This is a genomic window from Streptomyces sp. 4N509B (assembly GCF_052245655.1).
Taxonomy (GTDB): domain Bacteria; phylum Actinomycetota; class Actinomycetes; order Streptomycetales; family Streptomycetaceae; genus Streptomyces.
The window spans coordinates 1-19176 of record NZ_JBQQBZ010000034.1; the positions used below are offsets into that span (position 1 = coordinate 1).

At 74.2% G+C, this 19176-nt stretch carries 18 protein-coding genes; 5 read left to right on the forward strand and 13 right to left on the reverse strand.

What is annotated here, in order from left to right:
• Window positions 1-4: 4 nt before the first annotated feature.
• The 8 genes from serS to ACTWP5_RS25290 all read right to left on the reverse strand — a co-directional run bounded on the left by serS (window position 5) and on the right by ACTWP5_RS25290 (window position 9405).
• Window positions 5-1282 (reverse strand): serine--tRNA ligase, encoded by a 1278-nt coding sequence (serS, locus tag ACTWP5_RS25255; RefSeq protein ID WP_443223410.1) that lies wholly within the window; start codon window positions 1280-1282, stop codon window positions 5-7.
• 471 nt (window positions 1283-1753) lie between these two features.
• On the reverse strand, window positions 1754-2689 hold the full coding sequence (gene pheA, locus ACTWP5_RS25260; protein ID WP_443223411.1) for a prephenate dehydratase: 936 nt from the start codon (window positions 2687-2689) through the stop codon (window positions 1754-1756).
• A 63-nt stretch (window positions 2690-2752) separates the two neighbouring features.
• On the reverse strand, window positions 2753-4024 hold the full coding sequence (gene efeB, locus ACTWP5_RS25265) for an iron uptake transporter deferrochelatase/peroxidase subunit (protein WP_443223412.1): 1272 nt from the start codon (window positions 4022-4024) through the stop codon (window positions 2753-2755).
• A gap of 50 nt (window positions 4025-4074) precedes the next feature.
• Entirely contained in the window at window positions 4075-6183 is a 2109-nt protein-coding gene (locus ACTWP5_RS25270) for a copper resistance CopC/CopD family protein (protein WP_443223413.1), read from the reverse strand.
• 6 nt (window positions 6184-6189) lie between these two features.
• Window positions 6190-6711, reverse strand: a complete 522-nt coding sequence (locus ACTWP5_RS25275) for a copper chaperone PCu(A)C (protein ID WP_443223414.1) — start codon at window positions 6709-6711, stop codon at window positions 6190-6192.
• Window positions 6708-7406, reverse strand: a complete 699-nt coding sequence (locus ACTWP5_RS25280) for an SCO family protein (RefSeq protein WP_443223415.1) — start codon at window positions 7404-7406, stop codon at window positions 6708-6710. Before ACTWP5_RS25280 ends, ACTWP5_RS25275 begins: the two co-directional genes overlap by 4 nt.
• A gap of 167 nt (window positions 7407-7573) precedes the next feature.
• A complete protein-coding gene (locus ACTWP5_RS25285) occupies window positions 7574-8416 on the reverse strand; it encodes a YcnI family copper-binding membrane protein (protein WP_443223416.1) in 843 nt (280 codons plus the stop codon).
• An 83-nt stretch (window positions 8417-8499) separates the two neighbouring features.
• Complete coding sequence (locus ACTWP5_RS25290; RefSeq protein WP_443223417.1) at window positions 8500-9405, reverse strand: hypothetical protein; 906 nt, start codon at window positions 9403-9405, stop codon at window positions 8500-8502.
• Between the two features lie 220 nt (window positions 9406-9625).
• Here ACTWP5_RS25290 and ACTWP5_RS25295 point away from each other — a divergent pair, with 220 nt between their 5' ends.
• The 3 genes from ACTWP5_RS25295 (at window position 9626) to tatA (ending at window position 11207) form a co-directional block, all read left to right on the forward strand.
• Window positions 9626-10096, forward strand: a complete 471-nt coding sequence (locus tag ACTWP5_RS25295) for an ATP-binding protein (RefSeq protein WP_443223418.1) — start codon at window positions 9626-9628, stop codon at window positions 10094-10096.
• Window positions 10097-10211: 115 nt separating this feature from the next.
• On the forward strand, window positions 10212-10727 hold the full coding sequence (locus ACTWP5_RS25300; protein ID WP_443223419.1) for a DUF6174 domain-containing protein: 516 nt from the start codon (window positions 10212-10214) through the stop codon (window positions 10725-10727).
• Window positions 10728-10856: 129 nt separating this feature from the next.
• On the forward strand, window positions 10857-11207 hold the full coding sequence (gene tatA, locus ACTWP5_RS25305) for a Sec-independent protein translocase subunit TatA (RefSeq protein WP_443223420.1): 351 nt from the start codon (window positions 10857-10859) through the stop codon (window positions 11205-11207).
• A 186-nt stretch (window positions 11208-11393) separates the two neighbouring features.
• Here the strand turns inward: tatA and ACTWP5_RS25310 are convergent, their stop codons facing one another.
• Together ACTWP5_RS25310 and ACTWP5_RS25315 are read right to left on the reverse strand one after the other, a co-directional pair.
• Window positions 11394-12122: a DedA family protein gene (locus ACTWP5_RS25310; protein WP_443223421.1), complete on the reverse strand. Its 729-nt coding sequence runs from the start codon at window positions 12120-12122 to the stop codon at window positions 11394-11396.
• A gap of 66 nt (window positions 12123-12188) precedes the next feature.
• Window positions 12189-12608: a winged helix-turn-helix transcriptional regulator gene (locus ACTWP5_RS25315; RefSeq protein WP_443223422.1), complete on the reverse strand. Its 420-nt coding sequence runs from the start codon at window positions 12606-12608 to the stop codon at window positions 12189-12191.
• Between the two features lie 94 nt (window positions 12609-12702).
• Between ACTWP5_RS25315 and ACTWP5_RS25320 the strand changes: the two genes are divergently transcribed.
• On the forward strand, window positions 12703-13764 hold the full coding sequence (locus ACTWP5_RS25320; protein WP_443223423.1) for an NAD(P)-binding domain-containing protein: 1062 nt from the start codon (window positions 12703-12705) through the stop codon (window positions 13762-13764).
• Between the two features lie 59 nt (window positions 13765-13823).
• Entirely contained in the window at window positions 13824-14834 is a 1011-nt protein-coding gene (locus tag ACTWP5_RS25325) for an NAD(P)-dependent oxidoreductase (RefSeq protein ID WP_443223424.1), read from the forward strand.
• Here the strand turns inward: ACTWP5_RS25325 and ACTWP5_RS25330 are convergent.
• The 3 genes from ACTWP5_RS25330 to ACTWP5_RS25340 all read right to left on the reverse strand — a co-directional run bounded on the left by ACTWP5_RS25330 (window position 14785) and on the right by ACTWP5_RS25340 (window position 19092).
• Window positions 14785-15834, reverse strand: a complete 1050-nt coding sequence (locus ACTWP5_RS25330; RefSeq protein WP_443223425.1) for a hemolysin family protein — start codon at window positions 15832-15834, stop codon at window positions 14785-14787. The two genes, ACTWP5_RS25325 and ACTWP5_RS25330, sit on opposite strands and share 50 nt — an antisense overlap.
• Window positions 15831-17291: a hemolysin family protein gene (locus ACTWP5_RS25335; protein WP_443223426.1), complete on the reverse strand. Its 1461-nt coding sequence runs from the start codon at window positions 17289-17291 to the stop codon at window positions 15831-15833. The genes ACTWP5_RS25330 and ACTWP5_RS25335 overlap by 4 nt, the downstream gene beginning before the upstream one ends.
• A 307-nt stretch (window positions 17292-17598) precedes the next feature.
• Window positions 17599-19092: an aminopeptidase P family protein gene (locus ACTWP5_RS25340; protein ID WP_443223427.1), complete on the reverse strand. Its 1494-nt coding sequence runs from the start codon at window positions 19090-19092 to the stop codon at window positions 17599-17601.
• Window positions 19093-19176 lie beyond the last annotated feature (84 nt).

The window sequence follows — 19176 nt, forward strand, 5'->3', positions numbered from 1 at the left end:
GCCGTCACGCCGCGAGGGGGGTCAGCGTCTCGCGTCCCCCCAGGTACGGCCGGAGCACGGGCGGCACGTGGACGGAGCCGTCGGCCCGCTGGTGGTTCTCCAGCAGCGCGACGATGGTGCGCGGGACCGCGCACAGCGTGCCGTTGAGTGTGGCCAGCGGGCGGGCGCGGCCGTCCTCGCGGACCCGGACGTTCAGCCGGCGGGCCTGGAACTCCGTGCAGTTCGACGTGGAGGTCAGCTCGCGGTACTTCCCCTGGGTGGGGATCCACGCCTCGCAGTCGTACTTGCGGCTGGCGGAGGCGCCGAGGTCGCCCGAGGCGACGTCGATGACGCGGAAGGGGAGCTCCAGCGCGGTCAGCCACTGCTTCTCCCAGGCCAGCAGCCGCGCGTGCTCCGCCTCCGCCTCCTCGGGGGCGACGAAGGAGAACATCTCGACCTTGTCGAACTGGTGTACCCGGAAGATGCCCCGGGTGTCCTTGCCGTAGGAGCCGGCCTCGCGGCGGAAGCAGGGGGAGAAGCCGGCGTACCGCAGCGGGAGCTGGGCGGCCTCCACGATCTCGTCCATGTGGTACGCGGCCAGCGGCACCTCGGAGGTGCCCACCAGGTAGTACTCGTCCTTCTCCAGGTGGTACACGTCGGTGGCGGCCTGGCCGAGGAAGCCGGTGCCCTCCATGGCCCGGGGCTTGACGAGGGCGGGCGGCAGCACGGGGGTGAGGCCGGCCTCGACGGCCTGCGCGATCGCCGCGTTGACCAGGGCGAGCTCCAGCAGGGCGCCGACGCCGGTCAGGTAGTAGAAGCGGGAGCCGGAGACCTTGGCGCCGCGCTCGGTGTCGATGGCGCCGAGGGCGTGGCCGAGGGTGAGGTGGTCGGCCGGCTCGAAGCCCTCGGCGGCGAAGTCGCGGATCGTGCCGTGGGTCTCCAGGACGACGAAGTCGTCCTCGCCGCCGACGGGGACGTCCGGGTGGACGAGGTTGCTCAGCTTCAGCAGGAGGCGCTGCGCCTCGACGGCGGCCTCGTCGCGCTCGGCGTCGGCGGTCTTCACCGCCTGGGACAGCTCGCCGGCCCGCTCCAGCAGCGCGGCCTTCTCCTCGCCCTCGGCGCGGGGGATGCGCTTGCCGAGCTGTTTCTGCTCGGCGCGCAGCTCGTCGAAGCGGGCTCCGCTGGAGCGGCGACGCTCGTCGGCGGAGAGCAGCGCGTCGACGATGTCGACGTCCTCACCACGGACGCGCTGCGAGGCGCGCACTCGGTCGGGGTCCTCACGGAGCAGACGCAGGTCGATCACGTCCCCAGGCTACCGAAGGCGTCCGCCCCGCCGCCCGCCGCTGTCGTGCTGGCCGGCCGCACCGCCGTCCTACCGTGCCGTATCCACAGCTCGGCGGGGTGTGGACGAAGTTATCCACAGGCGTCGTGGCGGACCTGTGGATAAGTTTGGGGAGAGCGGTGGTGGCCGGCGTGTGGGGGCCAATGAATTCCCCCGCCCCGTCGTCCTCACACCCACCCACGGGCGAATTCCGGAGGAAACTGAAGGGAATTGCCTCACTCCCCAGGGTGAGAAGGGGTATCTCGACTGACGAAACCGGACATATCGCTTGTCGATACGCCGGCGCGCGCGGTCGTCGCCCTGGTCGGCCACGCCGCGTGGCGCCGGCTGGGGATTGTCGACTCATCCACAGCCCTCGAGATGGCCTGTGGAAAACTTATTCGGGTCACCTCGGTGGTCGTGTGGACCGCGCGGTCCGCACGGACCGCGCCGTCAGCGCGGGCGGCCGTCGAGGCAGCGCGTGAGCCAGTCCCCGGCGTTGAGGAAGTCGGCGTCGGCCATGCCGGGCCGCACCGTGGGCTGAACGGCGTCCGCACGCGGGTACGAGCCGAGGTACCGCACGTCGGCACAGAGCCGCTTCAGGCCCATCAGCGCCTCCCCCACCCGGCGGTCGGAGAGGTGCCCCTCGCAGTCGACGGAGAAGCAGTACTGTCCGATGCCCTTGCCCGTGGGCCGGGACTCGATACGGACCAGGTTCACACCACAGGTGGCGTACTCCTGGAGCACCTCCATCAGCGCGCCCGGGTGGTCGGCGCGCAGCCACAGCACCACCGAGGTCTTGTCGGCGCCGGTCGGCGCGGCGGGCCGGGCGGGCCGGCCGACGAGAACGAAGCGGGTGGCCGCGTTCTGGGCGTCGTGGATGTCGGTGACCAGGGGCTCCAACGCGTAGGTGGCGGCGGCGAACTCGCCGGCGAAGGCGGCGTCGAAGCGCCCCTCCTGCACGAGCCGGGCGCCGTCGGCGTTGGAGGCGGCCGACTCCCACTGCGCGTCGGGCAGGTGCCGCTCCAGCCAGACGCGGACCTGCGGCTGGGCCACGGGGTGACCGGTGACCGTCTTCACGGTGTCGAGGGTGGTGCCGGGCCGGACGAGCAGCGCGAAGGAGATGGGGAGGACGACCTCGCGGTAGATCATCAGCGGGTCGCCGGACGCCAGCTCGTCGACGGTGGCGGAGACGCCGCCCTCCACGGAGTTCTCGATGGGCACCAGGGCGCCCGCCGCCTCGCCCGTGCGGACCGCGTCCAGGGCGGCCGGGACGGAGATCATCGGGACGAGCTCCCTGGTGGCGGCCTCGGGCAGGGTGCGGAGCGCGGCCTCGGTGAAGGTGCCCTCGGGGCCGAGATAGGTGTAGCGGCTCGCAGCTGGCGTCATGACGTAAACCGTAACGGGGGTGGGCGGTGTGTGTCGGGTGGTCTCGGAGTGCGGTCGGGCGGTTCAGCCCTCCAGGAGGCGCTGCCCGACGTACTCGCCGGGACCTGCCCCGCCCGGCACGGCGAACAGGGCGCTGGCCTCGTGGCGGATGAAGGTGGAGAGGGCGTCCCCCCGGTCCAGCTTGCGCTGCACGGGGACGAAGCCGCGGCGCGGGTCGGCCTGCCAGCACACGAAGAGCATCCCGGCGTCGGGGCTGCCGTCGTCGAGGTGGCCGTCGTGGTACGAGAACGGCCGGCGGAGCATCGCGGCGCCGTCGTTGGTGTCGGGCGAGGTGACGCGGACGTGGGCGTTGGCGGGGATGACGGGCGACCCGTCGGCGCCGGCGGCGTCGAGGTCGACGGGCGTGGTCTCGGTGCCGCCGGTGAGCGGGGCGCCGTCGGACTTGCGGCGGCCGATGACGCGCTCCTGGTCGGCCAGCGGCTGGCGCTCCCAGTCGTCGAGGAGCATCCGGATGCGGCGGACGACGACGTAGGAGCCGCCGGCCATCCAGCCGGGGTGGTCCGCGGCCGTCGCGGCGTCGGGGTCGCTGGGGACGAAGACGCGCTGGTCGAAGTCGGGGTCGTCGGGGCGGGGGTTGTTGGTGCCGTCGACCTGGCCCATGAGGTTGCGGGTGGTCATGGGGCGGGCCGTGGCGCCGGGGCCGCGGTTGAAGCCGGTCATGTGCCAGCGGAGGCCGGCGGCGCCGAGGTCGGCCGCGTCGCGTTGCAGCAGACGCAGGGCGTGGAAGGCGACGAGCGCGTCCTGCGCGCCGATCTGGATCCACAGGTCGCCGTCGGAGCGGGCGGGGTCGAGAGCGTCGTTCGAGAAGGGCGGCAGGGGTTCGAGGGCCTCGGGGCGGGCGTCGGTCAGGCCGGTGGCGTCGAAGAAGGAGCGCCCGAAGCCGAAGGTGACGGTGAGGGAGGAGGGGCCCGCGTCGAGCGCGACGCCGCTGTGGTCGCCGCCCGGGGTGCGGCCGGCCATGAGGGCGCGAGCCGTCGCGGACCACTCGCGCAGCAGGGTGGCCGCCCTGCCGCGGTCGGCGCCGGGGGTGAGGTCGAACGCGGCGAGGTGGCCGTGGGCCTGCATCGGGGTGGTGATGCCCGGCTGGTGGGTGCCGTGGAAGGGGACCGCGGTGGCGCCGACGGTGCCGAGGAGCGCGCCGTCGCCGTCGCCGCCCCCTTCGTCGCTGGTGGCGAGGGTGATGCCGGTGGCGCTGGTGGCGCCGAGGGCGAGGCCGGCGGCTCCTGTGGTGCCTGCGGTGGCCAGGAGGCGGCGGCGGGAGATCTTGCTGGTCATGGTGTCGTTTCGTCGCCTGGAGAGGGAGAGGGAGAGGGAGGGAGAGGTGGTCAGCCGATCGGGATGGTGGTGGAGACGGTGGTCTGGTCGATGTCGGAGGTGCGGACGGTGAGGTCGAGCCGCCACTCGCCGGGGCGGGGGAGCTGGAGTCCGGTGACGGTCCAGCGCCCCTCTCCGACGCGCTCGGGCTCGTCGTAGCGCAGCGGGCCGATGTCCTCCGCGGGGAGGGTGAGGGCGACGCGCAGCTCGACGGCGTCGGCGGTGCCGCCCTCGGGGTCGGTGAGGTGGACGGTGAGGGTGTTGTCGCCGCCCGAGCGGGCGGGGGCGAGGTCGAGGTGGGCGGTGCCCTGGCCGTTGTCGCCGCCGGTGTCGTAGGCGATCGTGCCGGAGAACGGCTCGGGCTCGGCGGTGGGCCGGGCTGGCTGGCTGCTGCCCGGGGTGTCGCCGCCGCCCGGCTCCGCCGGGGTGGCGGCCTCGGTGCGGGCCGGCGTGGTGGTCGTGAGGATCGTGGTGACGGCGAGGACGACGGCGGCGATGCCGGCCTCGGCCAGGACGGAGCGGCGCAGGCCGGCGCGGGTGGGGTCGGCCTCGCGGGCGCGGCGCAGGCGGGTGCGCTCGATCGCGGCGCGCTGGCGGGCGAGCTGCCTGGCGCGCTCGGGGTTCTCGGGGGTGACCTCGGCGCGAGGGTCCGCGCCGTCCCCCGCGTCGTCCCCCGCGCCGTCGTTCCCGTCGTTCCCGTCGTTCCCGTCGGACGCGGACGCGGACGCGGGGGCAGGGGCGGGCGCGTCGGCGAGGCGGGCGGTGAAGCGGCGGGAGAGGGAAGCCACGGCGAGGATCGCCGCGACGAGCGCGACCTTCACCAGGAGCAGCCGCCCGTAGTCGGTGTCGGTCAGCGCGTCGAGCGTGCGGACCTGACGCCAGGACTGGTAGAGGCCCGTGACGGCGAGGGTGACGACGCTGAGGAGCGCGAGCCGCGAGAAGCGCCGGATCGCGTCGCGGGGCAGGGCCTCGGGGGCGCGGTGCAGCAGGCTGAGGAGGGTGGCCAGGCCGCCGAGCCAGGCCGCGGCGGCGAGGAGGTGGAGCGTGTCGGCGGGGATCGCGAGGCCGGTCTGGGGGCCGGTGGAGGCGTGCTCGGACAGCGCCCAGGTGGCGGCGGTGCCGGTGGCGAGGATGAGGCCGCCGACGGCGAGGCCGAAGTGGAGGTCGCGCACCCGCCCCGGCACGGCGTCCCCGGCCCCGAGCGCGCCGCGGAGACGGGCGTAGGACCCGGTGAGGACGGCGAGGAAGAGCGTGGCGGCGGCCAGCAGCAGGAGCCGGCTGACGAGGTACGTGCCGGTCTTGGTGCCGATGACGTCCTGGAGACCGTCGAGGTCGAACGCGTCGGCCAGGCGCCCGCTGCCGGTGTAGGGGGTGCGCAGGAGGAGCTGGGCGAGGGTGGCGACGGTGAGCGTGACCCAGCCGAGGAGGAGGAGGCGGTGCGTCGTGCGGTGGGCGGCGGCGCGCGGCCAGCAGCTCAGGGCGAACGCGGCGGCGCCCGCGAGGAGGACGAAACCGGTGTAGGCGGCGTAGCGGGCGACGTCGTAGAGCGCGCCCACGGCGCCGTCGTCGCCGCCGCCGGTGTCGGCGACGTCGGAGGCGTCGACGGAGGTGTCGGAGGGCGCGCCCACGGCGAAGGTGAACGCGCCGCTGATCGGGTGGCTGTCGGCCGAGACGGCCTGCCAGGCCACGACGTAGGTGCCGTCGGGCACGTCCGCGCGGAGGGAGACGCCGTAGCGGGCGGCGTCTGTCTCGTCCGCGAGGTCGGTGGGCTGCCCGGTGTGGACGGGCCGCCCGTCGGGGTCGAGGACGCGTATGCCGTCGTCGGGGACGGAGACGGGCTCGGAGAAGGTGAGCGTGACGCGGTCCGGCGCGGTGGCCACCACCTCCCCGCTCTCGGGACTCGTGCCGGTGAGGCTGGCGTGCGCCGCCGCGGGCGGGGCCGCCACCAGGAGCAGCGCGAACGCGGTCGCCGCGGTGGCGAGCGCGGCGGCCAGCAGGGAACGCACGGGGCGTCGGCGACGGACCCCGGGGGCCGTTCCGAGGGCTGCTCCGAAAGCTGGTCCGAGGGCTGCTCCGGGGAGGACTCCTGGGAGGGGACGGGGGGAGGTGGGGGCGGTCATGGCGGTCTACTCCTGGCCGGTGTGGGTGGGAGATTCGACCGGGACCCGCAGGGTGATGGGTTCCGAGTGCCGGAAGTGGAGGGTGAGAGGGAGCGTTTCGCCTTCCGTGGGTCTGCGGGTCAGGTCGAGCAGCATCAGGTGGTTGCCGCCGCGGCTGAGGACGAGCTCGCCGTCGGCGGGGACGGGCAGTTCGTCGACGCGGCGCATGGAGTTGTCGACGGTCTCGTGGATCTCGACGGTGCCGGCGGCGTCGCTGGTGACGGACGTGAGGGCGTCGTCGGCGTCGCCGGTGTTGTCGATGGTGAGGAAGCCGGCGGCGACGTCCCCCGTGATGGGTTCGGGGACGTAGGCGTCGCGGGCCGTCAGCTCGGGCGTGCCGCCGTCGCCACCCCCGTCGCCGTCCCCGCCACCCCCGCCGTCCCCGCCGCCGCAGGCGGTGGCCGTGGCGGCGGTGAGGAGGGCGGCGGCGAGCGCCAGGGCGGCCCGCCGCCGGGCGGCGGGGGCGCCGGTCCCGGTGCGGCGGCTCACGGCAGTTCGCCTTCGAGGAGGCGGGGGATGTCGCGCTCGAAGGTCTCGGAGGTGACCCCCTCGGTGTAGATGACGTGCGCCCTGTCGTCGGTGGGGAGGAAGGCGACGACCTGCGTGCCGTGGCTGGAGGTGACGGTGCCGTCCTCCGCGACCGTCGGCGGGTCGATGTGGATGCCGAGGGAGCGGGCGCCCTCCTGGATGGCGTCGAAGTCACCGGTCAGGCCGACGAAGTCCGGGTCCTGGGCGTCGAGCCAGGAGCGGAGGGACTCGGGGGTGTCCCGCTCGGGGTCGGTGGTGACGAAGACGACGCGCAGGTCCTGCCGCTGCTCCTCGGTCAGGGTGGCGGTGGCCAGCGCGATGTTGCTCATGGTCAGGGGGCAGATGTCCGGGCAGTGGGTGTACCCGAAGTAGAGCAGGGTGGCGTGGCCGTCGGTCTCCTCGGCGAGGTCGTAGCGTTCGCCCTCGGTGTCGGTGAGGACGAGCTCGGGCTTGGCGAACGGCTGGTCGAGGACGGTGCCCTCGGCGTCGCTCGCGGCGCCGGAGAGCTCGGCGGCCCCCGAGGTGTCGCCGTGCTCGTGGGCGGCGTCGCCGCCGCCGTTGCCGTTGCCGTCGTCGCTGCCGCAGGCCGTGAGGGTGAGGGCCAGGGCGAGGGCGGTCGCGGCGGCGGTGGTCGTGAGGGTGGTGCGCAGGTGCATGAAGACGTTTCCCGGGTGGTCTGGTGTCGTGGCGCTGTGGCGCACGGAGAGGTACGGGGTGGTGTGAGGTGGCGGCCGGGCCGGTGGCCGGGCGCGGGGCGGTCTCGCTGGTGGCGGGCGCCGCCCCGCGCCCGTCGGCTTGTGGCCGCTACGGGGGGTGGTGCCGGTTACGCGCGGCGGCGGCTGGCGAGGACGCCGAAGGCGACGCCGCCGAGGCCGACGAGGATGCCGACGACGCCGAGAACGCGGGCCGTGGTGTCGGAGGCGTCACCGTCGGAGCTCGCCTCGGTCGTGGTGTCGTCCACGGCCTCCGCGTCGGCGTCGGCGTTCGCGTCGGCGGCGGCGTCGGCGTCGGCGGGCTCGGTCCCCGACTCGGCCTCGGCGGGCGTCAGCTGGAGCACGGGCGAGGGGCTCTCGGGCTCCTCCTCGCCCTCGACGGGCTCCTCGATCCACCGGACGACCTCGCCGCTGTCGTAGGTCTGGATCGCGTCCAGGACCAGCCGGTCGGCGTCCTCGGGCAGCTGCCCCACGGAGAGCGGGAACTGCTGGAAGGTGCCGGGCTCGATGCCGTCGCCCGTGGCGGTCCAGACCACCGTGGCGGGGGCCTCGGTGATCTCGGTGCCGTGGGACTCGATGGGCTCGTCCAGCTCGCCGGTCTCGACCTCCACGTCCCAGCCCGGGACGGGCTGCGGCATCACGGAGGCGAGGGGGTGGTCGGGGTCGAGGTGGAGTTCGAGGCCGACCGTCGAGGCGTCGTCGCGCTCGTTGGGGACCTTGACGTTGATGGTGGCGTAGCCGCCCTGCTGGGCCTCTCCCGGGGTGATGGAGACGTGGGCCTGGGCGGGGGCGGAGAACGTCAGGACGACGGCCGAGGCGGCGGCGGTGAGCGCCAGGACACGGGCGGCGGTCCTGACGCCCGTGCTGGTCCTGATCCTGCTCCCGGCCGTGGTCGGGGCCGGGGCCGGGGTGGTCGTCGTCGGGGTGGACGGGGACGTGGGGGTGGGTGTCATCGGGACACTCCTCACGGTGTGAGTGAAGGCGGGGAGATGAGCGCGCGGCTACGGGCGGACGCACCCGTGCCGTGGGGCGTCCGTCAGGCCGCGAGGATGAGCTGACCGCGCGCGTCGCGCGGGTGGTGCGGGTGTCCGGCCGGGGGCGGGCCGCGCCGGGTCACCGCGTGCGGTGCGATGGGGCCGCACGGCTCGGGGGTGGTGGCGAACGCGCCACGCCGCGCGGTGGCCGCGGTGGCGTACGGCGCGGGGTCGTCGAGCAGGGCTCGGGCCAGGCGCAGCGCGCGCGGCAGGGAGCGCAGGAGGGTGGCGATCCGCGTGACGCGGACGCTCACCTCGACGGTCAGGCGTCCGGAGAGCCGCACCAGGCGCCACAGGGCGGCCTCGCCGCGGCGCAGCAGGAGGCCGGCGACGAGGGCGGCGAGGAGGTGGCCGAGCAGCATGGGCGCGGAGCCGAGGGAGGCGGCGGCGTCCAGGAACGCGCCCGGCAGCTCCGTGACGGTCTCGCCGAAGCTGCTGCCGCTGCCGTTGCCGCCGAGGTCGGCCCCCGTGCCCGTGCCGGCGCCGCCGTTCGCGTGCCCCGAGTGGGCGCTGGGGTCGAGGCCGGCGGCGGTGACGATGCGGGTGGCGTCGGCCTCGGTGAGGGGAATGGCGTGGTCGTTGCACAGCAGCCGCCGGGCCGCGGCGATGATGCCCCCGCCGTCGTCGTGGGCGGCGAGCGTCGGGGCGCTGTGGCGTTGGCCGAGGCAGTAGAGCGTGTGGAGGGCGAACTGGCCGGCGGTCAGGGCGGCGGTGAGCGCGGCGGTGGAGCGGCGCTCGCGGCCCGCGAGCGGGGCGGCGACGGCGAAGACGAGGAGCCAGCCGGCGGCGAGGGCCCACAGGGCGATGCCGGGACCCGCGGCGGCGACGTGACCGGCGGCGGCCAGCGCGGCGCAGACCGCGGCGAAGATCGCGGCACGCAACAGTCGCAGGTCGGCTCCGGCACACATGGCCACGCCATCATCTCACCGTACCCACGCGTCACGGGAGACCAGGGCAGTGATGTCGCACGGGTGTGCTCACATTCACCCCATTCGGTGGATTGCTATATCGACATTGCGACGTCCACGCATCCGCCGAACGGGGGGTGTTCGGTCAATCGGACGCTTACGCCCGTCGCGGCTTGGCAATACCTACGCATATGTCGAGCCGCGGCCAGGAGGCTGGAGCATGAGCATGTGGTGGTCTCTCCAACTGCGGCGGGAAGCGGCCAGCGTCCCGCTCGCGCGGCGGCTGCTGCTCGGCGCGATGGAGGCGGCGGGCGTGGACGCCGACATCTCCCACGACCTGTCGGTGGCCCTCTCCGAGGCGTGTTCGAACGCGGTGCGCCACGGCGGCGCGCCGCCCTCGGACGCGGCGGGCGAGGTGTACCGCGTGACGGCGTTCATCGACGACGAGCTGTGTCGCATCGAGGTCGCGGACGACGGGCCGGGCTTCGCGGGCGGCGCGCCCGCGCCGGTGCGGGAGTCCGAGCCGCGCGAGCTGGCGCAGTGCGGGCGCGGCCTGCACCTCATCGAGGCCCTGTCGGACCGGGTCTGCTACGGCAACGGCTCCGGCAGCGGCGGGGCGGTGGTCAGGTTCGACCGGGCGTTGAAGCGCCGCGAGGCGGCGGCGGACGCCGCGCTGCTCAGGGCGGGCTAGCGTCTCCCCTTCTGTCGGACCGCGGGCGCGACCGCGGTCCGCGTTCCGGCGACCGCCGGCGGCGCCCGGGGAACCGCCCGGGGAACCGCCCGAGGGGCGGCCCCGTCCCAGGGCCATGAACGTCACGACGAGTGGGAGAAGAACGCGCGGCGCGGGCCGGCTGCCCGGCGCCGCGCTCGCGCTGACCGTGGCCGTGGCCTCGGGAGCGGCGCTCGCGGGGTGCGGCGACGACGCCGAACCGGGCGGCGGAGGGGGGTCCGGGGCGTCGCGGGAGGCGGGCGCCGCGTCGCTGTCGGACTGGCGGGAGCCGGCGGACTACGCGTACACGTTGACCTCCTCGTGCGGGGAGCGCTCGCTGATCGGCACCTTCCGGGTCACCGTCGAGGACGGCGACGTCACGGGGTGGGAGCCGGTGGGGGAGAACTACGCGCCCCGCTCCGTCGAGGTCCCGTCGATCGGTGACCTGCTGGCCGAGGCGGAGGCGGCCAGGGAGCGCGGCGCGGACTCCGTCGAGGTGGAGACGGCGGCGGACGGGCGGCCGACACGGATCTCCGTCGACGAGATGGAGGAGGCCATCGACGACGAGGCGTGCTACGACATCGAGGACGTCGAGCCGGTGCCGGCCAGCTGAGTGGCGGAGCCGAGATCGGGACGTTCGGGACGTGGGGCCCTACTGTGTCTCGCCTGTACGAGTTACAGTCGTCTGTGATATCGGCCGTTCGCGTGCCTCTTGGGGCCTGCACAGGAAAAGGCGGTAGCCATGGGCCAGATCGGAGCGAGGGAACTCGTCGTCCTCCTCATCGTCGTGTTGATCGTCTTCGGGGCGAAGCGACTGCCGGACATCGCCCGTTCGCTGGGTAAGTCCGCGCGCATCCTCAAGAGCGAGACGCGGGCGATGAAGGCCGAGAACGAGGCCGCGCCGCAGCCGCAGACCGGGCAGCCGGCCCCGGCGGACGCGCCGACCCAGACGGCGGACGCGCAGCAGAAGACGATCCAGGCGGCGCCCGGCGACGTGACCAGCGCCCGGCCGGTGGCCGAGGAGCAGCCGCAGTCGGCCGCCACGGCCTCCACCGGCGCCACGGCGAGCACCGCGAAGACCCCCACCGCCTGACCGCCGAACGGCAACGCGACGTACGCGAACGACGTACGCGAACAGAGCTGACGACACAGAGCTGACGACCAAGCGCCGAACGCTGCCACTCATCCATGGCGGCAGCGTTCGGCGCTTGCGCTTGTGTGCTCGCTCGTCCCGTCGACCGCCCCTGTCGGTGAGCGGCTGTCGGTGAGCGGCTGTCGGTCAGCGCTTGGCGTGCCGTCCGCGCGTGGGGGAGGCGGGCCGGTCGCCCTCGTCCGACGCCTGTGCCCGCTGCGCCCGCGCGGCGTCCGTCGCGTCCGCGTTCCCGCCGCTGGAGCGGCGCGCCCGCAGGTACTCGATGACGATCGGCAGCACCGACAGCAGCACGATGCCGACGAGGATGTACTCGATGTTCTGGTGGACGAAGTCCACCTTCCCCAGGGCGGCGCCCAGCAGCGTGACGCCCGCGCCCCACAGCACGCCGCCGATGACGTTGAACGTCACGAAGGTGCGGTAGTTCATCTGGCTGACGCCGGCGATGATCGGCGTGAACGTCCGCACGATCGGCACGAAGCGGGCCAGGACGATCGACTTGGCGCCGTGCTTCTCGAAGAACTCGTGGGCCTTCTCGACGTTCTCCTGCTTGAACAGGCGCGAGTCCGGCCGCCGGAAGAGCGCCGGCCCCACCTTCCGGCCGAAGAGGTACCCGACCTGGTCGCCCACGACGGCGGCGATCACGATCAGCACGCAGACCAGCCAGAGCGGGGAGTGCAGGTACTGGTCGGTGGAGACCAGCAGACCCGTGGTGAACAGCAGCGAGTCGCCCGGCAGGAAGAAGCCGATGAGCAGACCGGACTCGGCGAAGACGATGGCGAGGATGCCGATCAGGCCGAAGGACTCGATGAGATGTTCCGGGTCCAGCCAACTGGGCCCGAGAGCAAGAGAATTCATGACGCACGAACCTCGTCATCCGCGGCCCGTGACCTCTTGCCCGGGCGGTATGTCCAGGCTATCAACTCACTTGCCTCCGAACGTCGACACGGCGGCGACGGCCTCCGGCTCCGCGAGCTCCTCACCCCCGTCGGCCCCCTCGGCCGCCGGCGGAACGCCCCGGACGGCCTCGATGTGGGAGCGGTGCGCCGCGCCCCAGGCGCCCAGCGGGGCGAGGGCCTCGTTGAGCGAGACGCCGAGGTCGGTCAGGGAGTACTCCACCCGTGGCGGCACCTCGCGGTAGACCTCGCGGTGGACGATCTGGTCGGCCTCCATCTCGCGCAGCTGCTGGATCAGCACCTTCTCGCTGACGCCGGGGAGGGACCGCCGCAGCTGCCCGAACCGCTGCCGCCGGTCGTGCAGGGCCCACAGGATGAGCACCTTCCACTTCCCGCCGACGACGTCGATCGCCGCGTCGATGCCGCAGCTGTAGGGGAGCTTCCGCACGTCCGCCGTCCCTTCCTTCACTGACCTTCAGGTCAGTACCGCACTTATTTGTAGGTACTTGCCGATTCTACGGTGCCGGGAAAGCCTGGGACGCGTGACGACGAACGTGACAACGCCCACGACCGGACCCAGCGGACGCACCGGACCCACCGGTTCCGCCGGTCCCACCGGTCCGACGGACCACCGGAACGAGCAGGGGAACGCACAGGGGAACGAGTACGAGGACGGACAGCGGGGCGGACGCGGAGGGAAGGACACGGCCGCCGAGGCCGTGGCGGTGATCGGGCTGGGCGCGATGGGCTCGGCGCTGGCCGAGGCGTTCCTGCACGCCGGCCACCGGGTGACGGTGTGGAACCGCACCGCCGCCAGGGCCGAGGCGATCGCGGCGCGCGGCGCGGTGCCCGCGCCCACGGCCCGCGAGGCGGTGCGGTCGGTCGGGGACGGCGGGCTGGTGATCGTCTGCGTGGTCAACGACGAGGCGGCGCGGCAGACGCTCGGAACCCTCGGCGAGGACCTCGCCGGCCGGACCGTGGTGAACCTGACCAACAGCACGCCCGAGCAGGCGCGGAGCCTGGCGTCGTGGATGGCCGAGGGCGGCGCCGCGTATCTCGACGGCGGCATCATGGCCGTCCCCCCGATGATCGGGCAGCCCGGTGCGCTGGTGCTCTACAGCGGCGACGCGGCGGCCTTCGCCGCGCACCGCGCCACGCTGGAGCGGCTGGGCGCGGCGGACTTCGTCGGCGCGGACCCGGGGGCCGCCTCGGCGCTCGACCTGGCGCTGCTGACCGCGATGTACGGCCTGTTCGGCGGCTTCCTCCAGGCGCTCGCGATGGTGGGCGCGGCGCCGTGGGCCGGTGCCGGGACGCTGTCGGAGTTCACCATGGCCCGGGTGCTGCCCTGGCTGAACGGGATGATGACGGGCCTGCCCGAGATGGCGCGGCAGCTCGACGCGGGCGAGACCGTGGCCGCGCAGTCGCCGCTCGCGATGCAGGCGGCCGCCTTCGACAACCTGACCGACACCTGCCGGGCGCTGGGCGTCAGCCCCGAGCTGATCGCCCCGATGGGGGAGTTGCTGAAGCGGGCGGTCGAACGCGGCCTGGGGGACGGGGACCTCCCCAGCCTCGTCGGGCTGCTGCGCGAGGGGACGGACCGATGACCGATCCGACGCCCCGCACACCCGCCGACGCGCCACACCCGAACGAGGAGACAGACGACGTGACCGACGCGACCGACGAGCCCCGGGCGACCGACGTGACCGAGGCGACCGAGGTGACCGAGGTGACCGACGTGACGGTCGTCGGCCTGGGCGCCATGGGCTCGGCCCTGGCCGAGGCGTTCCTGCGCGCCGGCCACCGGGTGACGGTCTGGAACCGCACCCCGTCCCGCGCCGAGCCGCTGCTCGCGCGCGGCGCGCACTGGGCCGGCTCGGGCGGCGTGGCCGAGGCCGTCGCGGCCAGCCCGCTCACCGTCGTGTGCCTGGTGGACCAGAAGGCCAGCCGCCAGGTGCTCTCCGAGCCGGCCGTCGCGGCGGCCCTGTCCGGCAGGACGCTGGTGGACCTGACCTCCGACACGCCCGAGAGGGCCCGCGAGGCGGCGGACCGGGCCGCCTCCCACGGCGTCGCGTACCTCGACGGCGCCGTGATGGTCCCGACCGTGGTCGTCGGCTCGCCCGAGGCGTTGCTGCTGTTCAGCGGCTCCCGGGAGGCGTTCGACACGCACCGGGCGGTGCTGTCGGCGCTCGGCGGGGACCTGCGTTTCCTCGGGCAGGACCCCGGCGCCGCCGCCCTGCACGACCTCGCGCTGCTGGACGTCTTCTGGTCGATGATGGCCGCCGCCGTGCACGCCTTCGCGCTCGTGACCGCCGACGGCGTGCGGGCGGAGGACTTCGCCCCGCTGGCCGTGACGTCGGTCACCGGCCTGGCGCCGCTCCTCACGGAGCTCGCGACCGAGATCGACGAGGGAACGTACCCGGGCGAGCTGGCGAACCTCGTCATGGACGCGGCGGCCGCCGCCCACGTGGTGGAGGCCAGCCGCACCCGGGGCCTGGACACCAGCGTGATCGACGCCGTCCACGGCCTGATGGCCCGCGCCATCGCCGCCGGTCACGGCGGCGACGGCTTCAGCAGGGTCGTCGACGTCGTCCGCGCCGCGGGTGGCGCGGACGACGCCGCACCGGCTACGCCGGCTGCGGGCTCATCAGCCGAACGAGGAGGTCGTCGAGGCTGATCAGGCCGGTGAGCCGACCGTCGGCGCCGCGCACCACCGCGAGGGAGGCGCGGCGCTGACGCAGCTGCTCGACGGCGTGGGCCACCGTGTCCTCGGCGGTGAGCTCCGGCACGGGCCTGGCCAGCTCGCGGGCGGTGACCGCCTGCCCCCTGGCACGGGCCACGACCGCGTCGCGGGCGTGCACGGAGCCGACGACGCCGCCCCACCGCTCGCCCGCCGCCGCGCCGGAGGGCTCCTCGCGGACGAGCAGCCGCGTGTGGTCGCTGGCCGCCGCGGCGGCCAGGATCGCGTCCGCGTCGGCGTCGGCGGAGACCTGCGCGATGCGCGCCGCGGGCACCTGGATGGCGCCGACGGGCGACTGGGGCTCGGTGAGGGAACGGGTGATCAGCCCGGAGTCCGCCTCGCTGATCAGCCCCAGCCGCTGCGACTCGGCGACGAGGTGCTCCAGCTGCTCGCGGTCGTGGACGGAGGCCAGCTCCTCGCGCGGCGTGACCTTGCACATCCGCACCAGCACGTTGGACATCCGGTTCAGCACCGAGATCAGCGGGCGCACCGCCCGCACCACCGCGCGGAACGGCGGGGCGAGCAGCATCGCGGAGCGCTCGGGGTGGGAGATGGCCCAGGACTTCGGGGCCATCTCGCCGACCACCATGTGCAGGAAGACCACGAGGAACAGGGCCAGCACGAACGCGACGCCGTGCGAGAGGCCGAGCGGCAGCCCGGCGCGCTCCAGCCACGGGTCGATCTGGTGGGCGATCGCCGGCTCGGAGATGCTGCCGAGCCCCAGGGTGCAGACGGTGATGCCGAACTGGGCGCCCGCCAGCATCAACGCCAGCTCGTGGGAGCCGGCCAGCGCCGCGCGGGCGCCGCGCCGGCCCTCGGCCAGCGCCTGCTCCAGGCGGTGGCGCTTGGCGGCCGTCAGGGCGAACTCGGCGGCGACGAAGAAACCGCTCGCGATCAGCAGGCCGAAGGTGACGGCCAGGGCCATGGGGACACTCATGACGGCTGCCCCTCACGTTCCCGCACCAGCGGCCGGTCGCCCTCCCGGGCCCGCCGGCCCCCGAAGGCGTCCGCACCGACGGCACCGTCCGCACCGACCCCGTCCTCGGCGGTCGACGTGAGGGCGGAGACCGCCGCGGGCGGCGCCGGCTCCAGCCGCTCCAGCCGGATGCGGGCGGGCACCCTGCGGTCGAGCGACAGGACGACGATGGCGGCCCGCCCGCCGTCGGTCAGCTCCACCTCGATGCCCTCCCCGACCTGCGGGAAGTGCCCGCAGCGGTCGATGACCAGGCCGGCGACCGTCTCGAAGTCCTCGTCCTCGGGCAGCGGGATGCCGGTGGCCGCCGCCGCCTCGTCGACGCGGCGGCCGGCGTCGACGAGCCAGCCCGCGCCGTCCGCGACGGCCGGCTCGATGACCCGGTCCGACTCGTCGGCGATCTCACCGACGAGCTCCTCGGCGATGTCCTCCAGGGTGACGATGCCCGCCAGCCCGCCGTACTCGTCGAGCACGCACGCGAACTCCTCGTCGGCCGCGCCCAGCTGCTCCACGGCGCCGGGCAGCGGCAACGTGTCGGGCAGCAGCAGCGCCGGCCGGGCGAGGGCGCCCGAGGTGAGGCGCGCCAGCCGCTCGGGCGTGGTGCGCATCAGCTCCCGCACGCCGATGACGCCGACGATGTCGTCGACGCGGTCGCCGACGACGAGGTAGTGCGAGTGGCCGTGCTCGCCGATGAGCCCGACGACCTCGGCCGCGGGCGCGGTGGCGCGCACCGTGCGCACGTCGACGCGGGGCACCATGACCTCGGAGAGGGTGCGCTCGGAGAACTCCAGCGCGTGGTCGAGGAGCGCGGCCGTGGCGTGCGGCAGCTGGCCGTGCTCGTGGGACTCCTCGATGAGGTGCCCGAGCTCCTCCAGCGTGGCGCCGTGCCGCAGCTCCTCCACGGGCTGGATGCCCACCCGGCGCAGCAGCCGGTTCGCGGCCGAGTCGAAGACGCGGATGACCGGCCCGGCGATCTTCAGGTACGCGAGGGTCGAGGCGGCCATGGACTTGGCCAGCCGCTCCGGCACCGCCAGCGCGAGGTTCTTCGGGCCGAGCTCGCCCAGCACCATCTGGATGCCGATGGCGAGCGAGAAGCCCAGGACCAGGGCGGCGGCGTGGGAGGTGGCCTCGGGCAGGCCGAGGCCCTCGAAGGCCGGTTCGAGGAGGCGGGCGATGGCCGGCTCGGCGAGGAAGCCGACCACGAGGCCGGTCACGGTGATGCCGAGCTGGGCGCCCGAAAGCATGAACGACAGCCGCTCCTGCACCTTCATCGCGCGGGCGGCGCGTCGGTCACCCGCCGCGGCCTGACTGGACAACGCCAGCCGGTCGGCGGCGACGAAGGCGAACTCCTGGGCCACGAAGTACCCGGTGCCGGCTGTCAGCACCACGACGGCCAGGAGGGCGAGAAGTGCGGCACTCACTGAACACCACCTCGCCGCGTGCCGCGGGCTGCCAGAAGCTGGCGAGGTGGTCCGGGACTATGCCCGGGAGAGTCCGACGGTTGGGCGGACACAGGATTCTCCTTTCTGGCCGCAGGGGGCCTCGTCCCTCTCGAACGCCCGAGGGGGCGTCCGTGTTCCGAGGCTGTACCCGGAAATGCCCGGGTGACACCTGCCCGCGCCGGGGATCGCTCCAGGTCACCGGCGCGTCACGCGAACCGCCGGCGCGACCCCCCGAGGGGACCACGCCGGCGCGTTCACGCGTCGTGTGACGCGGGACGTCACGCGTTCATCCTGCCAGGAGCTCCGCCATCCAGGCCTCGACGTCCTCGGAGCGGCGTGGCAGGGCGGCCGAGAGGTTGACGTTGCCGTCGGCGGTGACGAGGACGTCGTCCTCGATCCGCACGCCGATGCCCCGGTACTCCTCGGGGACGGTGGTGTCGTCGGGCTGGAAGTAGAGGCCGGGCTCGACCGTCAGGCACATGCCGGGCTCCAGCGTGCCCTCGACGTACGCCTCGCGGCGGGCGGCGGCGCAGTCGTGGACGTCCATGCCGAGCATGTGGCCGGTGCCGTGGAGGGTCCAGCGGCGCTGGAGGCCCAGCTCCAGGACCCGCTCCACGGGCCCCTCGACCAGACCCCAGGCGACGAGGTGCTCGGTGAGGACGCGCTGCGCCGCCTCGTGGAAGTCGCGGTACTTCGCGCCCGGCTTCACGGCGGCGAGGCCGGCCTCCTGGGCCTCGTACACGGCGTCGTAGACGCGGCGCTGGAGGTCGGTGAAGCGGCCGGAGACGGGCAGGGTGCGGGTGACGTCGGCGGTGTACAGCTCGGTGGTCTCGACGCCGGCGTCCAGGAGCAGCAGGTCCCCGGGGCGGACGGGCCCGTCGTTGCGCACCCAGTGGAGGGTGGTGGCGTGGGGGCCCGCGGCGGCGATGGTGCCGTACCCGACGTCGTTGCCCTCGACGCGGGCGCGGAGGAAGAAGGTGCCCTCGATGTACCGCTCGGAGGTGGCCTGCGCCCTGTCCAGGACGCGGACGACGTCCTCGAAGCCGCGGACGGTCGACTCGCAGGCGCGGGTGAGCTCGGCGATCTCGAACTCGTCCTTGACCAGACGCATCTCGGAGAGGACGGTGCGGAACTCCTCGTCGCGCTCGGCGGTGACCTTGTCGTTCAGGGCCGCCTCGATCGTGGCGTCGTGGGAGCGGACGACGCGGACGGGGCCCGTGGCCTTCCGCAGGATGTCCGGCAGCTCGCGGACGTCGGCGCAGGGGATGCCGTAGAGCTGCTCGGCCTCGGCGAGGCTGTCGCGGCGGCCGACCCACAGCTCGCCCTGACCGCTGAGCCAGAACTCGCCGTTCTCACGGTTGGAGCGGGGCAGCAGGTACAGCGTGGCGTCGTGGCCCCCGCCCTCGGCCCCGGCGGGGCGGGGCTCCAGGACGAGGACGCCGTCCTCGGTCTGGTTGCCCGTGAGGTACGCGTACTCGACGGCGGCACGGAAGGGGTAGTCCGTGTCGTTGGAACGGGTCTTCAGCCGGCCGGCGGGGATGACGAGGCGCTCGCCGGGGAAGCGGGCGGAGAGCGCGGCGCGGCGACGGGCGGTGTGCTCGGCCTGGGCGACGGGCGCGAGGTCGCGGCGCTCGGTGTCGGCCCAGCCCTGCTTCATGTTGGCGGCGAGCTCGTCGGACACCTGGGGGGTGACGCCGTTCTTCCGCTCCTCGGACTCGCTCGGCTTGTCGGCCTGCTCCGGGTCCGTCTGCTCCGTCTGCTCCGTCTGCTCCGTGGCCACGGGGTGCCTCCTCGCGTGCTGGCGTCGGCCGACTTCCATCGTAAGTGTGATCGATTCGGCTCGGACAGGGTCGCACCGGGCACC